Below are 19400 nucleotides of genomic sequence, written 5' to 3'. Positions count from 1 at the left end.
GGCGGGCTCAGCCCGGGTCGGCGCTTATGCAGCGACCTTGGTGGCCTGGCCGCGCAGCGCGCTGCGCAGCTGGTCGATGGAGCGCTGCTGGGCCTGCTCGTACAGCGCGATCTCGTCATGCACGCGGGCACCCAGGTCGGCCTCGAAGGCCTGCTGGGCCGCATGGGCCGCGTACTGCTTTTGCTCTTCGCCGCCCAGGTTGGACTGGAAGATGCCGGCCGCGCTCACGGGCAGGAAGTCTTCGTAGACGATGGGCTCGGCCTGGGCCAGGCCGCGGGCGATCAGGGCGTCCAGGTCCGACGCGGCGGCCGCTGCGGCCTCGCCTGCGGCCAGGGCGGCTCCCTCGTCGCTCAGCGTGAAGCGGTAGAAGGCCAGGTCTTGCCGGCGCAGCTGCTCATGGGTGTCGGGGAAAGCCTCGAAGACCTGGGCCAGGCGGCTGCCGTAGTCGGGCGCGGCACTGCCTGCGCTGCCCATGTCGCGCACCTGGGCCAGCAGCTGGTCGTAGAGCGCGCGGCCCTTGCGCGTGAGCGCCACGCCGCGCTGCTCGATCTCGCCGAAGCGCGCCGTGTGCGAGCCCGCGCCCGTGGCATCGCCCGCAAAACGCACGGTCTCCTTGAGCGCCTTGAAGCTGGTCTGGCGCAGCAGGATGGGGCAGGCGCGGCGCGGCGGGCCTTCGACCACGTCCTTGGCGTCCATGCCGCGCTCGGGCATGGCGGCCTGGGCGGCATCGATGTCCAGGGTGCGCGGCGTCAGGTGGTTGATGTGCGGGCCCTTGAAGCAGACCACGTCGGCGATCAGGCGGTGGGCCTTGTGCAGCGCGTCGTAGGTGGTGCCGTCCACGGTGGACTCGCTGTGCCAGCGGAAGGTCTCCAGCGCCTCGCGCACGAATGCGTCGGCATCGGCGTCGGCCAGGCCGCCATGGGCTTCGGCCTGGGCGATCAGCGCCAGCGCGCGTTCGGTGAAGATGCTGCGTTGCGCCAGGATGGCGCCCGCCTGGGCCCGCAGCGCCTCGTCGGCAATCAGGTCCAGGCGCAGCAGCGAGGTGAAGACGCGGAAAGGGTTGGCCAGCAGCGCCGCATCGCCCACGGGGCGGAAGGCCGTGGAGTGCACGGGCACGCCGGCCACCGACAGGTCGTAGTAGCCCACGGGCTCCATGCCCATGATGGCGAACAGGCGGCGCAGCATGGACAGCTCGGCCGCCGTGCCCACGCGGATGGCGCCGTGGCGCTCCACGCCCAGGCGGGCCAGCTCGCCACTGCGCTGCATCCGGGCCAGCAGCTCAGGCTCGGCCTGCAGCGTGCGCTGGTTGATGTCGGCCACGAGTTCGATCAGCGTGCCGTACTGGGGCACTTCATCGCGGTACATCTCGGACATGGCGCTGGAAAACCGTGCGCGGATCTCGTCGGAGGGCACGAAGGTGTGGGCAGGCGTAGAGGACATGGTGCTCGTGGGGACTGAAGTTGGAGCCACAGGGCAGCCCTGCGGCAGAGTGGATTCCTGGCACGCATGCTAGGTCTGCGCCTTGAGCCTGGTCAAACGATAATCAGGCCCATAGGTCATTCCCAAACAGAATGCCCCTCCCACGATTGCCCCACCGCCCTCTGCCATGCTGCTGTCCCGCCGTTTCCTGCCCCCCATGTCCCTGCTGTGCGCCTTCGAGGCAGCGGCCCGGCACCAGAGCTTCACGGCAGCTGCGGCCGAGCTGCACCTGACGCAAAGCGCCGTCAGCCGCCAGATCCGCGCGCTGGAGGAGCGGCTGGAGGCGGAGCTCTTTGTGCGCGAGCGCCAGACCGTGCGGCTCAGTCCGGCCGGCCAGGCCTATGCCCAGGAGATACGCGGCGCGCTGATGCGCATCTCCACCGCCACGCTGGGCTTTCGGGCCAACCCGCGCGGCGGCAGCCTGAACCTGGCCATCCTGCCCACCTTCGGCACGCGCTGGCTGGCGCCGCGCCTGCCGCAGTTCTTCAGTGCCCACCCGGGCATCACCATCAACCTGACGACGCGGCTGTCCCAGTTCGACTTCCAGCTCGAAGCCGTGGACGCCGCCATCCATTTCGGCCTGCCGCACTGGCCGGGCGCCGAGCTGGCCTTTCTGATGAGCGAGACCGTGGTGCCTGCCTGCAGCCCCGCCCTGCTGGCCCAGCATGGCTTTGCCCAGCCCCAGGACCTGCTGCAGGCGCCGCTGCTGCACCTGGCATCGCGCCCCGATGCCTGGCAGCGCTGGCTGTCCGTGCACCATGCGCCCATGGCCGAGGGCCAGGGCATGCTGTTCGACCAGTTCGCCACCGCCGCCCAGGCCGCCATCGCCGGCGTGGGCGTGGCCTTGCTGCCACGCTTTCTGATCGAGCGGGAACTGGCCCAGGGCGATCTGGTGCGCGCCCTGCCCCATCTGCCCGAGATGGAAAGCGCCGAGCGCTACTACCTGGCCTGGCCCACGAGCCGCGGCAACTACCCGCCGCTGCAAAGCCTGCGCGAGTGGCTGCAGCAGGCGGCCCAGGATTTCATGCGGGACGGCCCGCAGCCCTGACGCCCGCAGCGCCTGCCACCAGCGCCTGCAGCGCGGCCACCGGCAGTTGCCCGGCCAGGCCGATGGCCACGATGGCGGGCACCTGCTGCTGCGCGGGCGCGGGCGCTGATGCGGCACGCAGCCGGCCGCTGCGCCCGGCAAACTGAAGCTCGCTCCACTGGCCCGCCCCGGTCTGCACCACGCCCTTGAGCCGCAGCACGCCAGCCGGCATGGCCTGCAGCCACGCCTGCAGGGCCGTCTCGGACAGCATCCCGGGCGGCTGGCAGGACCAGGTCTCGAACTGCCGGCCATGCATGGGGCGCGCAGTGCTGGCACCCCATGAGACCTCCCGCACGCCACGCAGCAGGGCTGCGCCACTGAGCAGCTCCACGGGCACCCGGGCTTCGCGCACATCGCAGCGTTGCGCGGCTGGCGCGTGGCTGGCTATCCAGCCGTGCACGCGCTCCAGGGTCCGGGTATCGGCCAGATCGGTCTTGTTGACGATGACCAGATCGGCCCGGGCCACCTGGCGCTGCAGCGTGTCGGCCAGCAGCGGATCGGCCGCCTGCCCGGGCAGGGCAGCGGCATCGACGACCACGATGACGCCGTCCAGCGCCAGTGCGGGATCGGCCAGGCCCAGTTGGGCAATGCGCCAGGGATCGGAGACGCCGCTGGCCTCGACCACCACGGCGTCGAAGCGCTCGCGCTGCTGCAGCAGGCCGATCAGGGCCATGGACAGGTCATCACCGATCTGGCAGCACACGCAGCCATTGGTCAGCGCGATGGTGTCGCCGCTGTGGTCCTTGATCAGGCCTGCATCGATGTTGAGCGCACCGAAGTCGTTGACCAGCACCGCCAGCCGCTGGCCATCCGCATGGCGCAGCCAGTGGTTGAGCAGCGTGGTCTTGCCGGCGCCCAGGAAACCGCCGATGACCGTGAACGGCAACCGCTGCCCCATGTCATGCCGCCTTGAAGACGCGCCCCGACAGCACCGTGCCCCAGACCCGGAGGTCCTTGAGCACCATGGGGTCCAGGGACAGCGGATCGTCCTCCAGCACGCAGAAGTCGGCGCGCTTGCCGCATTCGATGCTGCCGATCTCGTGGTCCAGCTTCAGCGTCCAGGCCGCGCCCAGCGTGACCGCATGCAGGGCCTGGGCCACGGTCAGGCGCTCGGCCACGCCCAGCACGCGGCCCTTGGGCGTGATCCGGTGGACCGCGCACCAGGCGGTGAACAGCGGCCCCAGCGGCGTGACGGGCGCATCCGAATGGATGGCCAGCGGCACGCCGGCGGCCAGCGCGCTGGCGCAGGCATCGAGCCGCATGGCCCGGTCCGGCCCCATGGTCATCTCGTAGTGCTGGTCGCCCCAGTACCAGAGGTGGTTGGCGAACAGGTTGGCGCACAAGCCCAGCGCCGCCATGCGGCGAAACAGCGGCGCATCGATCATCTGGCCATGCTGCAGCGTGTGGCGGTGGTCGGGCCGGGGCGCGCGGGCCAGCACGCGGCCTATGGCGTCGATGGCGGCTTCGCTGGCCTCGTCGCCATTGGTGTGCGTATGGATGAGCAGGCCTGCGCGGTGGTAGGTCTCGAAATCGGCCTCGTACTGCGCGGGCGCCGTGACCCAGATGCCGTTGGGCGCCCCGTTGTAGTGACCGGGCCAGCGCAGGCGGGCCGAAAAGCCCTGGATGGAGCCGTCCAGCATCATCTTGACCAGGCCGTAGCGCAGGCGGTCGGTGTTGCGCGCCATGAGCGCGCACACATGCTCGGCACCGGCCTCGGCGCCATGCGTGCCGTGAAACGCCTGTAAGGCGGGCAGGATGCGGATGGGCACCTGGTCGTCGGCCAGCGCGGCCTCCAGCACGCGGCAGTCCTGCTCACCCAGCCTGTTGACCAGGTCGGTGGCCGTGGTCACGCCCTGGCGGCAGGCCAGGCGGGCAAAGGAGCGCACGCCCGCCTCGGTCATGGGCGCCAGCAGGCCGGCGTTGCCGATCTTGCGCAGCACCAGGAACATGGCGGCCGGCTCCTGCAGCTCGCCCGTGGGCTCGCCGGCCAGGGCGTGGCCGGGCGCAAAGCGCACCACGCCCTCGACCTCGTTGTCGCGCGTGATCTCGGCCAGGCGCAGCATGGCGCTGTTGACGTTCATCAAATGGCCGTTGGCGTGCGAGATCACGATGGGACGGCCTGCGGCGGCGCGGTCCAGGTGCTCCACCGTCATGCGCTCGCCGCCAAAGTAGATGGGATCGAACCCCCAGGCGATCAGCGGCTGTCCGGGCGGCAGGCCCTGCGCATCCATGCGCGCCGCCACCTCGGCCAGGCGGTCCACCACGGCATCCATGGAGCGCAGGCCGGGCCAGGTCTTTCCGTCGGGGTCGCGCCGGTCGAACCAACCCGTGTATGTCCAGTCCCACATGCTGCCTTCCTTGAGGTGGCAGTGGCCCTCCACCAGCCCGGGCAGCAGCACCTGGTCGGCAAAGCGCTCGTCGACGCGGCATTCGCCCCAGGCCGTGCAGCGCGCCAGGTCCCCGACCGCGAGGATGCGCCCGTCGCGCACGGCCACGTGCGTGGCCTCGGGCTGCATGGGGTTCATGGTGATGATCTTGCGGGCGGCGTAGACGGTGATGCTCATGGTGGCGGGTGCTCCGGGTTCAAAGGGCCAACGGCGCGCGCGGCACGCCATCGATGTGGTCCACGCGGATGCAGCGCACCCAATGGCCGGGGGCGGCTTCGCGCAGCGGTGGCGCCTCGGCCGAGCACGCAGGCACGGCCACGGGGCAGCGCCCGGCGAAGCGGCAGCCCGCGGGCGGGTCGATGGGGCTGGGCGGGTCGCCGGCCAGCCGGATGCGCCGCGCCGCGCGCTCGCGCCCGCCGCGCACCGTGGGCACGGCCGACATCAGGGCCACGCTGTAGGGGTGCAGCGGCCGCGCGAAGAAAGCCTGGCGCGGTGCGCGCTCCACGATCTGGCCCAGGTACATGACGGCGATGTCGTCGCAGATGTGCTCGACCACGGCCATGTCGTGCGAGATGAACAGGTAGCTCAGGCCCAGCTCGCGCTGCAGCCGCGCCAGCAGATTGAGGATCTGGGCGCGGATGGCGATGTCCAGCGCCGACACGGGTTCGTCGCAGACCACGAGTTCGGGCCGCGTGGCCAGGGCGCGCGCGATGTTGATGCGCTGGCGCTGGCCGCCCGAGAACTGGTGCGGGAACAGCTGGCGCTGTTCGGGCCGCAGGCCGACCTGGGTGAACAGCTCGGCCACGCGCGCCTCGCGCTCGGCCGGCGTGCCCACGTCCATCAGGTCCAGCGGAGCGCGCACCGCATCGCCCGCGCGCTGTCGCGGATTCAGCGAGGAGAACGGGTCCTGGAACACGATCTGCATGCGCCGCCTCGCCTGGCGCAGGGCCTCGCCCGACAGGCCGCCCAGGTCGGTATCGCCCAGCTGCATGCGGCCCGCCGTCACGGGCGCCAGGCGCATCACGGCCAGCGCCGTGGTCGTCTTGCCCGATCCCGACTCGCCCACCACGGCCAGCGTGCTGCCGCGCCGCAGGCTGAAGGACACGCCGTCCACGGCCTTGACCACTTCGGGCCTGCCGAACAGGCCCTTGCCCGGGCGCGGAAAGTGGACCTGGAGATCGTCCACCTGCAAGAGGGTATCGTCCATGCGTGCGTTCATGCCAGGGCCTCCGTATGGGCGCGGATGCGGGAAGCGGGAGCGTGCAGCCAGCAGGCCACGCCGTGGGATGGATCATCCAGCGCGGTCAGCGGCGGCGCCTCGCTGGCGCAGCGCGGCTGGGCCTCGCGGCAGCGCGCACGAAAGGCGCAGCCGCTGCCCAACTCCCAGATCGAGGGCACGACGCCGGGGATCTCGGGCAGCTCGGTGCGCCCGCCTGCCTGGCTGCTGCCCAGCTCGGGCAGGCAGGCGATCAGGCCGCGCGTGTACGGATGGGCGGGCGCCGACAGCACCTGCTCGCAGCGGCCCTGCTCGATCACGCGGCCCGCATACATGACCATGACGCGGTCCGCCATCTCGGCCACGGCCCCCATGTCATGCGTGATCAGCACGATGGCCGTGCCCTTGTCGCGCTGCAGCTCGCGCAGCAGGTCGAAGATCTGCGCCTGCACGGTCACGTCCAGCGCCGTGGTGGGCTCGTCGGCGATCAGGATGTCGGGCCGGCAGGCCAGGGCCATGGCGATCATCACGCGCTGGCGCATGCCGCCTGACAGCTGGTGCGGGTACTCGTGCACGCGCCGCTCGGGCGCGGGGATGCCGACCTGCCGGAGCATTTCCACGGCGCGCTGGCGCGCGGCGGCCGCATCCAGGCCGGCGTGCAGGCGCAGCGGCTCGGCGATCTGCTCGCCCACGGTGAGCACCGGGTTCAGCGAGGTCATCGGCTCCTGGAAGATCATGGAGATGCGGTTGCCGCGCACCTGGCGCATATGGGCCTCCCCGGCGGCCACCAGGTCCTGGCCCTGGAAGCGCACCTGCCCGCCCGTGATGCGGCCCGGAGGCGAGGGAATGAGGCGCAGCAGCGCCAGCGCCGTCATGCTCTTGCCGCAGCCGGATTCGCCGACCACGCACAGGGTCTCGCCCGCGCGCAGATCGAAATCCACGCCGTTGAGCACCGTGGCCTGGCCGCGCCGGCCCTGGAAGGCCACGCGCAGGCCGCTCACTTGCAACAGGGGGGTGTCGGTGTCCATCAGCGCTCCCTCAGCTTGGGGTTGAGTGCATCGTTGAGGCCGTCGCCGATCAGGCTGACGGCCAGCACGGTGACGAAGATGGCCGCGCCGGGAAAGGCCACGGCCCACCAGCACGACAGCAGGTACTGGCGGGCCGACCCGATCATCAGGCCCCAGCTCATCTGGTTGGGGTCCCCCAGGCCCAGGAAGGACAGGCCGGCCTCGAAAAGAATGGCGGCGCCCACGGCCAGCGTGGCCGACACCACCAGCGGCGGCAGCGCATTGGGCAGGATCACCTTCCAGATGATGCGGCCGTGGCGCGCGCCGATGGCGCTCTCCGCGCGCACGAATTCAAGCTGGCGGATGCGCATGAACTCGGCCCGCGTCAACCGCGCAGTGGCCGGCCAGCTGACGCTGCCGATGGCCAGCGTGACCGTCACCAGCGAGGGCGAGAACAGCGTCACCACGACCATGGCGAACAGCAGTGCGGGCAGCACCTGGAAGAACTCCGTCACGCGCATCAGCAGGGCATCGACGCGGCCGCCGTAGTAGCCGGCCATTGCCCCCAGCGTCACGCCGATGCACACCGACAGCAAAGCCGCGAAGGCGCCCACCATCAGCGTGGCGCGGCCACCGTGGATGATGCCCGTGAGCACGTCGCGCCCCAGCTGGTCGCTGCCCAGCCAGGCCTCCTCGCTGAACGGCGGGCTCAGCGGCATGGTGCGGATCTCGAACGGGTCCGCAGGCCAGATCCAGGGGCCGGCGATGGCCACCAGCAGCACGATGAGCAGCATGGCCATGCCGGCAATGGCCGAGGGGTTGCGCAGGAACATGCGCAGCGCTTCGCGCGCCGGGTGCTCGGCATGGGCTGCGGCCTGGGGCGCGGCGACGCTCGGCACGGACACGGAAGGTGGTGTGATGGCATTCATGGTCTCAGGCCGCCTTGATGCGGGGATCGATCAGCCGGTAGCACAGGTCGGTGACGAGGTTCATCACGACCACGACGATGGAGGAGAACAGCAGCACGCCCAGGATGGTCGGGTAGTCGCGCCGCAGCACCGAGTCGAAGGCCAGCCGGCCCAGGCCCGGCCAGTTGAAGACCGTCTCCACGATGATGGCGCCGGCCATGACGTTGCCGAACTGCAGGCCCAGCATGGTCACCACGGGCAGCAGCGCGTTGCGCAGCGCATGGCGGTAGAGCACCACATGCTCGGCCAGGCCCTTGGCGCGCGCCGTGCGGATGTAGTCGGCGCCCAGCACGTCCAGCATGGACGAGCGCGACAGCCGGCTGTACTGCGCCAGGTAGACCAGGGCCAGTGTCAGCGCAGGCAGCACCAGGTGCCGGGCCACGTCCAGCAGGTCGGCAAGGCCTGCGCCGCCTGCGGCATCGGCCGAGCGCATGCCCGACACCGGCAGCACGGGCCACCAGGAGGCAAAGGCCAGCACCAGCAGCATGCCGGTCCAGAACACGGGCGCCGCAAAGCCCACCAGGGACAGCACGGTGATGCACTGCGACAGCAGGCCATTGGGCCGGCGCGAGGACAGCACGCCCAGCAGCGTGCCCACCACGAAGGCAGTGAGCACGGCGGCCAGCACCAGCAGCAAGGTGGCGGGCACGCGCTCGGCAATCATTTGCGCCACCGGCAGGTTGAAGAAGTAGGAGTAGCCCAGATCCCCGCTGGCCACGCGCGCCAGGTAGATGCCCAGCTGCACGGGCAGCGGCCGGTCCAGCCCGTAGCGTGTGCGCAGCTCGGCCATGAGCTCGGGCTCCATGCCGCCGCTGGCGCCGGCAATGGTCTCCACGGGATCGCCGGGCGCCGCATGCACCAGCATGAAGTTCAGCACCACCACGGCCAGCACCAGCGCCAGGCCCTGCAGCAGCCGCTTGAGGAGTGTGCGAAGAAAAGCCATGGACTGCACCTCCCGACTACTTCAAGAAAATCTCGTCATAGGGCGAGGCCGGCCCCCAGACCGTGGTCGGCAGGTTGCCCACGTTCTTGCGCGCGGCCGTGTGGTAGGGCGAGTTGTTGATGAAGATCACCGGCAGCTCGTCGGTCACGGTCTTCTGGAAGGCCGCATAGAGCTTCTTGCGCTCGGCCGTGTCCAGCGTGCTGCTGGCCGTGTTCAGCAGCTCGTCCACCTTGGGATTGCGGTAGGACTGGGTGTTGGTCCAGACCACGGGCTTGATGTTGGTGGACAGGTAGCTGCGGTGCACGCCGATGACCGGATCACCCCAGTTGAAGACGATGTCCATGGACAGGTCGAAGTCATGCGTGGCCAGGCGCCGGGCCCAGGCCGGGAAGTCGGCCGAGGCGCGCACCTCGACCGCGATGCCCACCTTCTTGAGCTGGGCGCGCACGTACTCGGCCACGTTCTTTTGCTGCTCGTCCGAGCCGGGCAGGTAGTCGATGCTGATCTTGAAGCGCTCTCCGTTGGAGGCGGGCTTGAGGCCGGCCTCGTCCAGCAGGGCCGCCGACTTCTTGAGGTCCAGCGGATAGCGCACCAGATCGGCCGAGGCAAAGGGGCTGGCCGCCACGATGGGGCCGTCGGCCACGGTGGCGAAGCCGCCCATCAGCGCCTTGGTGATGAAGTTCTTGTCGATGGCATGCGCAATGGCCTTGCGCACGCGCACATCGTCCAGCGGCTTCCTGTCGGTGTTGATGGCCAGCCAGTTGATCGAGCCTATGCCCTCGAAGCCCTTGCCGGTCAGCGTGATCTGGGGATTGGTGGACAGGCGCTTCAGGTCGATGGAGGCCTGCAGGTAGGGCACCATCTGCACGTCGCCGCGCTCCAGGCTCAGCAGCAGGCTGGAGGAGTCGGGCACGATGTTGAAGACCAGCTTGTCCAGGTAGGGGCGGCCGGGCAGGAAGAACTTGTCGAAGCGCTCCATCACGATGCGCTGGCCCGCGCGGAACTCGGTCAGCTTGAACGGCCCCGAGCCCACCACGTCGGCGCTGTTGCGCGCGTGGGTCTTGAGATCGGCACCATCGCCATAGATGTGCCTGGGCAGTATGGGCGCCAGCGCCGGGCTCATGGCCAGCAGGATGGCCGGATGCGGCGCGTTCATGCGGATGATGGCCGTGTAGGGGTCGGGCGTGTCCACCTTCTCCACGGGCCCCAGCATGGTCTGGAACGGGTGGTTGGCCTTGATGGCCATGATGGAGAAGGCCACGTCGGCCGAGGTGATGGGCTTGCCGTCGTGGAACACGGCATTCCTGCGCAGGTTCAGGGTCAGCGACTTGCCGTCCTCGGCCAGCTTCCAGGACTCGGCCAGGTAGGGCTGGGGCTTCCACTGGTCATCGAAGCGCAGCGGGCTGGCGAACAGCTGGGTGGAAGGCATGGCCGTGGCAATGCCCGATTGCACGGCGCCGTTCAGGTGCCGTGGCACCTGGGTGCTGCCCACGATCAGGGTGCCGCCGCGCTGCGGCTCCTGGGCCTGGGCCTGCAGCGGCGTGGCCGCCAGGCCCGCCAGCGCGCCGGCCAGGGCCAGGGCCGCCAGGGCGCGGCGTCGGAAAGTGATGGTGTGCATGGACTGTCTCCCTCGTTGGATCGCCAGGCCGCGCGGCTCGCTGCCTTCAATCCAGAATACGCAACAAGGGCGCGGGCCGCGGGGGCCACAGCCGTCCAAACGTAGGAGCCAGAGGCCCGGTGTTTACCCGCGTCGGCCGGCCCAAACCTTTACTTGCCCGCACCCGCACCGCAACATGGCGCCGACCGCGCGCCCTATGCCCGGCCGCGCCAAGAACGCCCCCCGATTGCCTCCGTTGCGCCATGAGCACCCCTTCCGCCACAGACCCACGCCACCAGTGGGCCCGCCTGTTCGCGCTGCCCGAGCAGCCCGGCCTTCCCCTGAAGGACCGCCTGCGCCTGGCCCTGGTCCAGCCCATCCTCGAAGGCCGCCTGCCGCCCGGTGCGGCCATGCCGCCCTCACGCGAGCTGTCGCGCCTGCTGGAGGTGTCGCGCAATACCGTGACCACGGTCTACGAGCAGCTCGTGGATGAAGGCTTTCTGGAAGCCCGCCCGCGCAGCGGCGTGTTCGTGGCCCGGGATTCGCGCCTGGCTGGTGTGGACGGCGCCGTGGCCCTGCCTGCGACAAGTCCCGGGGAGCCCGCGCCGGACTGGTCTGCACGCGTGCTGCGCTCGCTGACGGACAGGCACACGCTGTCCAAGCCGCTGCAGTGGCGCGAGTACCCCTACCCCTTCGTCTACGGCATGCACGATCCCGCGCTGTTTCCCACCGAAGGCTTCCGGGAATGCTGCACGCGCAGCCTGGCGCGCGCCCAGCTGCCGCACTGGACGCCGGACTTCGAGACCGACGATGTGCCCGACCTGATCGAGCAGATCCGCCTGCGCCTGCTGCCCCGGCGCGGGGTGTTCGCGCTCAAGGAAGAGATCCTGGTCACCGTGGGCGCGCAGCAGGCCTTCTACCTGCTGGCCGACGCGCTGCTGGCCCCCTCGCAGCGCCTGGGCTTCGAGGAGCCGGGCCACCCGCATGCGCGCAACACCTTTTCGCTGCGCCGCCCGCACTGGGTGCCCGTGGCCGTGGACGAGGAAGGCGTGGTGGTCGATGGCCTGCCGCCGCTGGACTATCTGTTCGTCACGCCCTCGCACCAGAGCCCCACCACCGTGACGCTGAGCCTGCAGCGGCGCGAGCAGCTGCTGCGCCGCGCCGAGCAGGGCGATTTCGTGATCATCGAGGACGACTACGAGGCCGAGAACCTCTACCAGGGCACGCCCATGCCCGCGCTCAAGAGCCTGGACAAGGGCGGGCGTGTGATCTATGTGGGTTCGCTGTCCAAGAGCCTGTCGCCCGCGCTGCGGCTGGGCTACATCGTTGCGCCGCGCGCGCTGATCGATGAATTGCGCGTGCTGCGCCATGCCATGGTGCGCCACCCCAGCGCTTTCCTGCAGCACGCCTATGCGCTGTTCCTGTCGCTGGGCCACCATGAGGCCCATGCGCGCCGCGTGAACCAGGCCATGCTGGAACGCGTGGCGCAGGTGGACCGCTCGCTGCGCGCGCACCTGCCGGATTTCATCTTCCGCCAGCCCCAGGGCGGCGCATCGCTGTGGGTGCAGGCACCGCCGTGGCTGGACGCCGATGCGCTGGCCGCCGTGGCGCGCCGCCACGGCGTGCTGATCGAGGCAGGCAGCGCGTTCTTTGCGACGCCGCGCCAGCCCTGCCCCTTTTTCCGGCTGCGCCTGTCCTCCATTGCCACCGATCAGATCGATGCCGGCATCCAGGCGTTGGCGCGGGCGGTGATGGAGCTGGACTCAGCCCGCAATCACTGCTGCGCGTAGGATTCCAGCGGCTTGTCGTTGGGCTTTTGCAGCAGCTGCTTGAGCAGGTCGCTCATGGGCAGGTTCAGCGGGGCATTCTTGGGCGGAATGGGCTGCACGAACCACTTGTCGTAGATCTTCGCCACTTCGCCCGAGGCCATCATGCCCACCAGCACGTCGTCCACGGCCTTCTTGAAGGCGGGATCATCGCGGCGGAACAGGATGGCGATGGGCTCGGAGCCCAGCACCTCGCCCACGATCTTGAAGCCTGCAGGGTTCTTGGAGTTGGCGATGACGCCGGCCAGCAGGTTGTCGTCCAGCACGAAGGCATCGGCACGGCCCGATTCGAGCATCAGAAAGCTCTCGAAATGGTCCTTGCCCAGTGAGGTGGGCAGGTTCACGCCATTGTCGCGCCCGTACTTGCGCAGCAGCTGCACGGCGGTCGTGCCGGCCGAGGCCGCCACGGGCTTGCCGTCGAGCTGCTTGAAGGAGGTGATGCCCGAGTCGGCACGCACGGCCATGCGCACCTGGCTCACATAGGTGGTCACGGCAAAGGCCACCTGCTTTTGGCGAGCGAGGTTGTTCGTGGTCGGGCCGCAGCCGATGTCCACGGTGCCGTTCTGCACCAGGGGCATGGTGTTCTGCGAGGTCAGGGCCATGTACTCGATCTTGGCCTTGGGCACGATCTGGGCCAGCACCTTCTCGCACAGCTCCACGTGGTAGCCCACGTACTTCTGCGTGGTGCCGAAGGCATAGGCCATGGGCGCCGAGCTTTCGCGCACACCCATCACCACCTTGCCTGTGCTCTGGATCTTGTCCAGCGTGCCGGCCGCCTCCTGTGCATGGGCAGCGCCAGTTGCCGCCACCACACATGCCATCGCCACATGGGCCAGTACGAATCGCATCGAGGGTCTCCTTGGATAGTTGTTGCAGGTCCGAAGGCGCGCTGCGCCTCCACCCTGCCGTGCCGCCGTCGCCGGCTGCCTCCAGGCAGGGCCGCCGTCAAGGCGATTGCATCAACTATCGAGCAATCAGGCGCCTGTGCATAACGATGAAATGGAAGAAGGTCATGCTCCACCCACATGACCCGGCACCCTGCTGGTGCGCCGCGGTGGCCCCAGGCCCGCCGCGCCCGTTCAGCCGGCCGACCCTGCCGCAAGCCGGTGCATGAGGCCCTGCGTCGAAGCATCGACGCCCTGCCAGTCGCCACTGTCCTGGCGCGCATGCAGCTGGCGCGCCAGGTGCTTGCCCAGCTCCACGCCCCATTGGTCGAAGCTGTTGATGCCCCAGACCGCACCGGCGGAGAAGACACGGTGCTCGTACAGCGCGATCAGTGCGCCCAGCGATGCCGGGTCCAGTTGCTGCAGCAGCAGGAAGCTGCTGGGCCGGTTGCCCGCGCAATGGCGCTCTGCCCCTTCTTCGCCGTGGCGCCCCTCCATCAGGGCCTGGGCCTGGGCAATGGCGTTGACGACCAGGCTCTGGTGGTGGGCGCCCAGGTATTTGCCGCCGTCGCGCAGCGCGATGAACTCCACGGGAATCACGTCCTGGCCCTGGTGCAGCATCTGGAAGAAGGCATGCTGGCCATTGGTGCCGGGCTCGCCCCAGATCACGGGTGCCGTGCGCACGGGCAGGGTCTGCCCGTCGCGCGTCACGCCCTTGCCGTTGCTCTCCATCTCCAGCTGCTGCAGGTAGGCGGTCAGCCGCCGCAGGCCATGGCTGTACGGCGCAATGCAGCGGCTGGAGAAACCGCAGAAATCGCGGTACCAGACGTCCAGCAGGCCCAGGCGCAGCGGCAGATTGCCCTCCACGCCGGAGGAAAAGAAATGCGCATCCATGGCATGGGCGCCACCCAGCAGCGCACGGAACTGCGCCGCGCCAATGGCGATGGCCACGGGCAGGCCGATGGCCGACCACAGCGAAAAACGCCCGCCCACCCAGTCCCAGAATCCCAGCGTGCGGCGGATGCCGAAGTCGGCTGCGGCCTGCACATTGGTGGTGAGCGCCACGAAGTGCCGGTCGATGGAGCACGCGGCCTGCGCATCCTCGCTGCCGCCCTGCTCCAGGAACCACCGGCGCGCCGAGTGCGCGTTGAGCATGGTCTCGGCCGTGGTGAAGGATTTGGAGGCGATCAGGAACAGCGTGCTGTGCGGGCGCACGCGGCGCAGCACATGGCCGAGCTCATGGCCATCGACGTTGGAGACGAAATGGAAATTCTTGCCCGCATCGACCCAGTCCTCCAGCGCATTGACCACCACTTCGGGGCCCAGGTGCGAGCCGCCGATGCCGATGTTCACGATGTCGGTGATGCCCTCGTCGCCACGCACCTGCTCGGCCAGGGCCAGCATGGCGTCCAGCGTCTCGTGCACCTGGCCCAGCGCCTCGTGCATGGCCGGCTGCCACTGCTGCACGGTGGCGCAGTGGCGCAGCTGGCCGCCGTCGCGCGGCATGCGCAGCAGCCAGTGCATGACGGCACGGCCCTCGGTGCAGTTGACGGGCTCGCCGGCCAGCATGGCGTCGCGCTGGGCCAGCACGCCGGCCTGCTGCGCCAGCTCGCGCAGCAGCTCTTCGGTGCGCTCGGTCCAGAGGTTCTTGGACAGGTCGGCAAAGACATGGGGCGCCTGCTGGCTCAGCGCGTCCAGCCGGCCCGCGTCCGCGGCAAAGGCCTGGCGCAGATCCAGGGTCTGGATGTCTTCGTGGAAATGGCTTTCAAGTGCCGGCCATGCCGGCAAGGTATTGCACAGAACGGGCAAGGTCTTCATCCAATCAGTCTGCGGCCTGCTGCATCAATGCTTCGAGCTTGCGCGTGTCGGCAGCAAAGGCGCGGATGCCTTCGGCCAGCTTTTCGGTGCCCATGGCGTCCTCGTTGAGGGCCAGGCGAAACCCGGCCTCGTCGTAGTGCACGGGATCGAGCTCCAGGGTCCGCGCCGCCTCGGGGTCCAGGGCGCGCGCCAGGGGCGCATCGCTGGCGCCCAGCTGGGCCAGCAGTTCGGGGGCGATGGTCAACAGGTCACAGCCGGCCAGTGCCACGATCTGGCCCGTGTTGCGAAAGCTCGCGCCCATGACCTCGGTGGCGATGCCGAAGTGCTTGTAGTGCTCGTAGATGGCACGCACGGAACGCACGCCGGGGTCGTTAGCGCCGGCCATGGCGGCCTCGTCCCACTGGGCGCCGGCCTGCTTCTTGTACCAGTCGTAGATGCGGCCCACGAAGGGCGAGATCAGCTGCACCTTGGCCTGTCCGCAGGCCACGGCCTGGCAGAACGAGAACAGCAGCGTGAGGTTGGTGTGAATGCCGCGCAGCTCCAGCTGGCGCGCCGCCTCGATGCCTTCCCACGTGGAGGCGATCTTGATGAGCACGCGGTCGATGTGCACGCCTTCGGCCTGGTACAGCTCGATCAGGCGCTCGGCACGTGCCACGGTGGCCGAGGTATTGAAGGACAGGCGCGCATCGACTTCAGTGGAGACACGGCCCGGAATGGTGTTCAGGATCTCGCAGCCGAAGCGCACCAGCATGCGGTCCATGACCTCGTCGAGGCTGCGGCCCTTGTACTGGGCCACGGTGGCACGCATCAGCGGTGCGTACTCGGGCTTTTGCACCGCCTTGAGGATGAGCGAGGGATTGGTGGTCGCATCCCGCGGCTGGAACTGGGCCAGTTGGTGGAAGTCGCCGGTATCGGCCACCACGGTCGTGTACTGTCGAAGCGCATCAAGCTGGTTCATGGAACATCCTTTGGGCGGGAGTCTGGCGAGGGGCGGCATCGCACCAGGGCGGTGCGGTTGTACCGGCAAATCCTCCAAGTGTATGCGCGCGCATGGTTTGCATCGGCGTCAGGAAAGTAAGCGAAGGCTGCCGCTCATGCAAAATGCGCGCTGGACCTGCCTTGCGGCAACCGCTTCCCTTCACCCATAGAACAACGCCCACCGCCTAATGCTGGACCGCATCACCGCCTCGCTGCCCTCGCTTGCTCCCGCCGAACAACGCGTGGCCCGCCTGGTGCTGGCCGATCCACGGGCCTTCGCACGGCAGCCGGTGCGCGAACTGGCCGAGCGCGCCCATGTCAGCAAGCCGACGGTGGTGCGCTTTTGCCGCAGCATGGGCTACGACGGCCTGGCCGACTTCAAGCTCAAGCTGGCCGGCAGCGTCAGCGAGGGCGTGCCCTTCATCCACCGCAGCGTGGACACCGACGACAAGACCAGCGACGTGATGGTCAAGGTGGTGGACAACGCCGTGGCCGCCTTCCTGCAATACCGCAATGCCGCCAGCACCACGGCCATAGAGCAGGCGGCGCAGGCCATCGCCTCGACCTGGCAGACGGGGCGGCGCATCGAGTTCTACGGCGCAGGCAATTCGGGCATCGTGGCGCAGGACGCGCAGCACAAGTTCTTTCGCCTGGGCGTGACCAGCCTGGCCACCAGCGACGGCCACATGCAGGTGATGAGCGCCACCCTGCTGGGACCCGGCGACTGCGCGGTGATCATCTCCAACTCGGGCCGCACGCGCGACCTGATGGACGCCGCCGACATCGCGCGCAAGAACGGCGCCACCACGATTGCCATCACCGCCAGCGGCTCGCCCCTGGCCTCGGCCTGCCACATCCATCTGGCCGCCGACCATCCCGAGGGCTACGACCGCTACAGCCCCATGGTGTCGCGCCTGCTGCACCTGCTGGTCATCGACGTGCTGGCCACCTGCGTGGCGCTGCGCATCGGCCCGGCCCTGCAGCCTGCGCTGGAGCAGATGAAGAACAACCTGCGGGCCAAGCGCTACACGTAGCACCGGCCCCCAGGCCCACCCGCCTCGTTCAGCCCTGCCAGCGCCTGAGCACCAGCGAGGCGTTGACGCCACCAAAGCCGAAACCGTTGACCAGGGCATGCTCCATGGCCCAGGGCCTTGCCGCGCCGGCGATCAGGTCCAGCCCCTGGGCCAGGGGATCGGGCTCCACGAGATTGCGCGTGGCCGGCGCCATCTGGTCGCGCAGCGCCAGCACCGTGAAGATGGCCGCCACCGCGCCCGCCGCGCCCAGCAAATGGCCCGTGGCCGACTTGGTGGAGCTGATCGCCACGCCGCTGCCCTCGCCAAACAGGGAGCGCATGGCCGCCAGCTCGCCCCGGTCCCCCACGGGCGTGGAGGTGGCGTGGGCATTGAGGTACTGCAGCTGATCCGGCGACAGCCCGGCCATGGCCAGCGCCTGCGCCATGCTGCGGCGCGCGCCGTCGCCATCCTCCGGGCCAGAGGTGATGTGATAGGCATCGGCGCTGGTGCCGTAGCCCACGACTTCGGCCAGCGGCACGGCGCCGCGCGCCAGGGCGTGGTCCAGTCCCTCCAGCACCAGGGCGCCCGCGCCCTCGCCCATGACAAAGCCGTCGCGGCCTGTGTCGAAGGGGCGCGAGGCCTCTTCGGGGCGGTCGTTGTATCCCGTGGAAAGGGCCTTGGCCGCCGCGAACGCGCCCAGGCTCACGCGGTCGATGGCTGCCTCGGCGCCGCCGCACAGCGCCACATCGGCCTCGCCCGAACGGATCATGCGCAGGCCGTCGCCCAGGGCCTGCACGCTGGCTGCGCAGGCGGTGACCGGCGCACCCAGCGGTCCCTTGAGTCCATGCCGTATCGACACATGGCCGGCCGCGAGATTCACCAGGAAAGACGGCACGGTGAAGGGCGACAGGCGCGACACCCCCCGGCTGTCCGTGGTGCGCACGGCCTGGGCAATGGCGCCAAAGCCGCCGATGCCCGAGGCAATGATGCAGGCCGTGCGCGTGCGCTCCTGCTCGCTGGCCGGCTGCCAGCCGGCCTGGGCCAGGGCCTGGTCCGATGCGTCCAGCGCCAGCGGAATGAAGCGGTCCATCTTGCGCTGGTCCTTGGGCGAGACCACGGCATCGATGTCCCAGCCGCCTTCCGGGTCGCGGGCCAGGTCGGGCACCTGGCCTGCCACCTGGCCCGGCACATCGGGCGCCAGATCCTCGGGCAGCCGGCTCAGGCCCGATGCGCCGGACAGCAGCCGGCGCCAGGCCAATTCAGTGCCCCGCCCCAGCGGCGAGACCATGCCCATGCCCGTGATGACCACGCGGCGAGGCAGGTGGGCAGCCGTATGGGACGTCTGGGACGTATGGGCCGTATGGGCCGTATTCATGAGCCGCTCCCGGCACACCGTGCGGAGGTCGGAGCGGGCCCAGGCAGCAGGCTGCGCAGAAGTGAACAGGCATTCATCGGTTCTTCCCTGTAGAGTGCACAGCCCCTGCAGAACATGGTGCACAGGCCATGGCGGGGGCTGATTTATGATGATGGCCGTCATCATAAACGTGTTTTGATAACGACCACAATCATTGGACAGCGCACATGAAAGTCACGAAAGCCCAGGCCGCGCAGAACCGGCAGGACATCCTCGAAGCCGCCGCACGGCTGTACCGCGAGCACGGGCTGGACGGCGTCGGCGTGGCCGAGGTGACGCGCGGCGCGGGGCTCACGCACGGCGGGCTCTATCGCCACTTCGAATCCAAGGATGCGCTGGTGCGCGAGGCCTGCGCACGCGCCTTCGACTGGTCCATCGCGCCGCTGGACGGCCTGCAGGGTGAACAGGCCGGCAGCCTTGCCGCGCGCGTGCAGTCCTATCTGTCGCCACAGCACCGCGACAGCCCCGGCGAGGGCTGCCCCGCTGCGGCGCTGGCCGTGGACGTGGCCCGAGCAGGCGGCGATCTTTCAGCGGTGTTCGCCGAAGGGGTGGAACGCAACATCGGCAGATTTGCGCGCGTGATCGGCACACTTGGCGACGATCAGGCACCCGATGCCACACAGCGCGCCCAGGCCATGGCCATGCTCAGCAGCATGGTGGGCGCCCTGGTCCTGGCACGCGCCACGGTCGCAGCCAATCCAGCCTTGTCCGACGAGATTCTGAAAACGGTGCAGGCCCACCTTCTTGCGCCCGAGAGCCAGGCCCGTTGACCCGCTCCGCCTG

The 19400-nt window shown here is 69.5% G+C and carries 16 protein-coding genes; 4 read left to right on the top strand and 12 right to left on the bottom strand.

Annotated features, from left to right (window positions below; all coding sequences use genetic code 11):
- Window positions 1–24 precede the first annotated feature (24 nt).
- Complete coding sequence (gene hglS / locus AC57B5_RS23625; protein ID WP_096914008.1) at window positions 25–1440, bottom strand: 2-oxoadipate dioxygenase/decarboxylase HglS; 1416 nt, start codon at window positions 1438–1440, stop codon at window positions 25–27.
- Window positions 1441–1606: 166 nt separating this feature from the next.
- Between hglS and AC57B5_RS23620 the strand changes: the two genes are divergently transcribed.
- Window positions 1607–2527, top strand: coding sequence for a LysR family transcriptional regulator (locus AC57B5_RS23620; RefSeq protein WP_012207461.1), 921 nt, complete (start codon window positions 1607–1609; stop codon window positions 2525–2527).
- Here AC57B5_RS23620 and AC57B5_RS23615 read toward each other — a convergent pair.
- Genes AC57B5_RS23615 through AC57B5_RS23585 form a run of 7 tightly spaced genes read right to left on the bottom strand, consistent with a single transcriptional unit; the run spans window position 2502 to window position 10705 of the window.
- On the bottom strand, window positions 2502–3464 hold the full coding sequence (locus tag AC57B5_RS23615) for a CobW family GTP-binding protein (RefSeq protein ID WP_496400455.1): 963 nt from the start codon (window positions 3462–3464) through the stop codon (window positions 2502–2504). The genes AC57B5_RS23620 and AC57B5_RS23615 overlap by 26 nt on opposite strands.
- Before the next feature lies 1 nt (window position 3465).
- Window positions 3466–5130: an amidohydrolase gene (locus AC57B5_RS23610; RefSeq protein ID WP_496400454.1), complete on the bottom strand. Its 1665-nt coding sequence runs from the start codon at window positions 5128–5130 to the stop codon at window positions 3466–3468.
- Window positions 5131–5149: 19 nt separating this feature from the next.
- Window positions 5150–6172: an ABC transporter ATP-binding protein gene (locus tag AC57B5_RS23605; protein ID WP_016450885.1), complete on the bottom strand. Its 1023-nt coding sequence runs from the start codon at window positions 6170–6172 to the stop codon at window positions 5150–5152.
- On the bottom strand, window positions 6169–7197 hold the full coding sequence (locus AC57B5_RS23600) for an ABC transporter ATP-binding protein (RefSeq protein ID WP_496400453.1): 1029 nt from the start codon (window positions 7195–7197) through the stop codon (window positions 6169–6171). The genes AC57B5_RS23605 and AC57B5_RS23600 overlap by 4 nt, the downstream gene beginning before the upstream one ends.
- Window positions 7197–8105 (bottom strand): ABC transporter permease, encoded by a 909-nt coding sequence (locus tag AC57B5_RS23595; protein ID WP_043790046.1) that lies wholly within the window; start codon window positions 8103–8105, stop codon window positions 7197–7199. Before AC57B5_RS23595 ends, AC57B5_RS23600 begins: the two co-directional genes overlap by 1 nt.
- 4 nt (window positions 8106–8109) lie before the next feature.
- Window positions 8110–9087 (bottom strand): ABC transporter permease, encoded by a 978-nt coding sequence (locus tag AC57B5_RS23590; RefSeq protein WP_012207467.1) that lies wholly within the window; start codon window positions 9085–9087, stop codon window positions 8110–8112.
- Window positions 9088–9103: 16 nt separating this feature from the next.
- The gene (locus AC57B5_RS23585; RefSeq protein WP_496400452.1) at window positions 9104–10705 is read right to left on the bottom strand and encodes an ABC transporter substrate-binding protein; all 1602 of its coding nucleotides are present in this window, start codon (window positions 10703–10705) and stop codon (window positions 9104–9106) included.
- A gap of 242 nt (window positions 10706–10947) precedes the next feature.
- On the opposite strand from AC57B5_RS23585, the gene pdxR reads away from it, so the two are divergent.
- Window positions 10948–12474, top strand: coding sequence for a MocR-like pyridoxine biosynthesis transcription factor PdxR (gene pdxR, locus AC57B5_RS23580; RefSeq protein WP_496400451.1), 1527 nt, complete (start codon window positions 10948–10950; stop codon window positions 12472–12474).
- Here pdxR and AC57B5_RS23575 read toward each other — a convergent pair.
- From AC57B5_RS23575 to tal, 3 genes are all read right to left on the bottom strand, one after another.
- Window positions 12459–13358, bottom strand: a complete 900-nt coding sequence (locus AC57B5_RS23575) for a transporter substrate-binding domain-containing protein (RefSeq protein WP_012207470.1) — start codon at window positions 13356–13358, stop codon at window positions 12459–12461. The two genes, pdxR and AC57B5_RS23575, sit on opposite strands and share 16 nt — an antisense overlap.
- 231 nt (window positions 13359–13589) lie before the next feature.
- Entirely contained in the window at window positions 13590–15212 is a 1623-nt protein-coding gene (gene pgi / locus AC57B5_RS23570; protein ID WP_496400450.1) for a glucose-6-phosphate isomerase, read from the bottom strand.
- A 4-nt stretch (window positions 15213–15216) separates the two neighbouring features.
- Window positions 15217–16170 carry a transaldolase gene (gene tal / locus AC57B5_RS23565; RefSeq protein ID WP_034397078.1) on the bottom strand — a complete coding sequence of 318 codons (954 nt, stop codon included), beginning with the start codon at window positions 16168–16170 and terminating at the stop codon, window positions 15217–15219.
- Window positions 16171–16378: 208 nt separating this feature from the next.
- On the opposite strand from tal, the gene AC57B5_RS23560 reads away from it, so the two are divergent.
- The gene (locus AC57B5_RS23560; protein WP_016448717.1) at window positions 16379–17224 is read left to right on the top strand and encodes a MurR/RpiR family transcriptional regulator; all 846 of its coding nucleotides are present in this window, start codon (window positions 16379–16381) and stop codon (window positions 17222–17224) included.
- 28 nt (window positions 17225–17252) lie between these two features.
- Here AC57B5_RS23560 and fabF read toward each other — a convergent pair whose 3' ends face one another.
- Window positions 17253–18578 carry a beta-ketoacyl-ACP synthase II gene (gene fabF, locus AC57B5_RS23555; RefSeq protein ID WP_496400449.1) on the bottom strand — a complete coding sequence of 442 codons (1326 nt, stop codon included), beginning with the start codon at window positions 18576–18578 and terminating at the stop codon, window positions 17253–17255.
- 206 nt (window positions 18579–18784) lie between these two features.
- On the opposite strand from fabF, the gene AC57B5_RS23550 reads away from it, so the two are divergent.
- Entirely contained in the window at window positions 18785–19387 is a 603-nt protein-coding gene (locus AC57B5_RS23550; RefSeq protein WP_012207475.1) for a TetR/AcrR family transcriptional regulator, read from the top strand.
- The last annotated feature ends 13 nt before the right edge of the window (window positions 19388–19400 follow it).

This window comes from Delftia sp. BGA-UO-ETr-SB1 (assembly GCF_059567865.1).
This window is presented reverse-complemented; position numbering and strand designations above follow the sequence as displayed.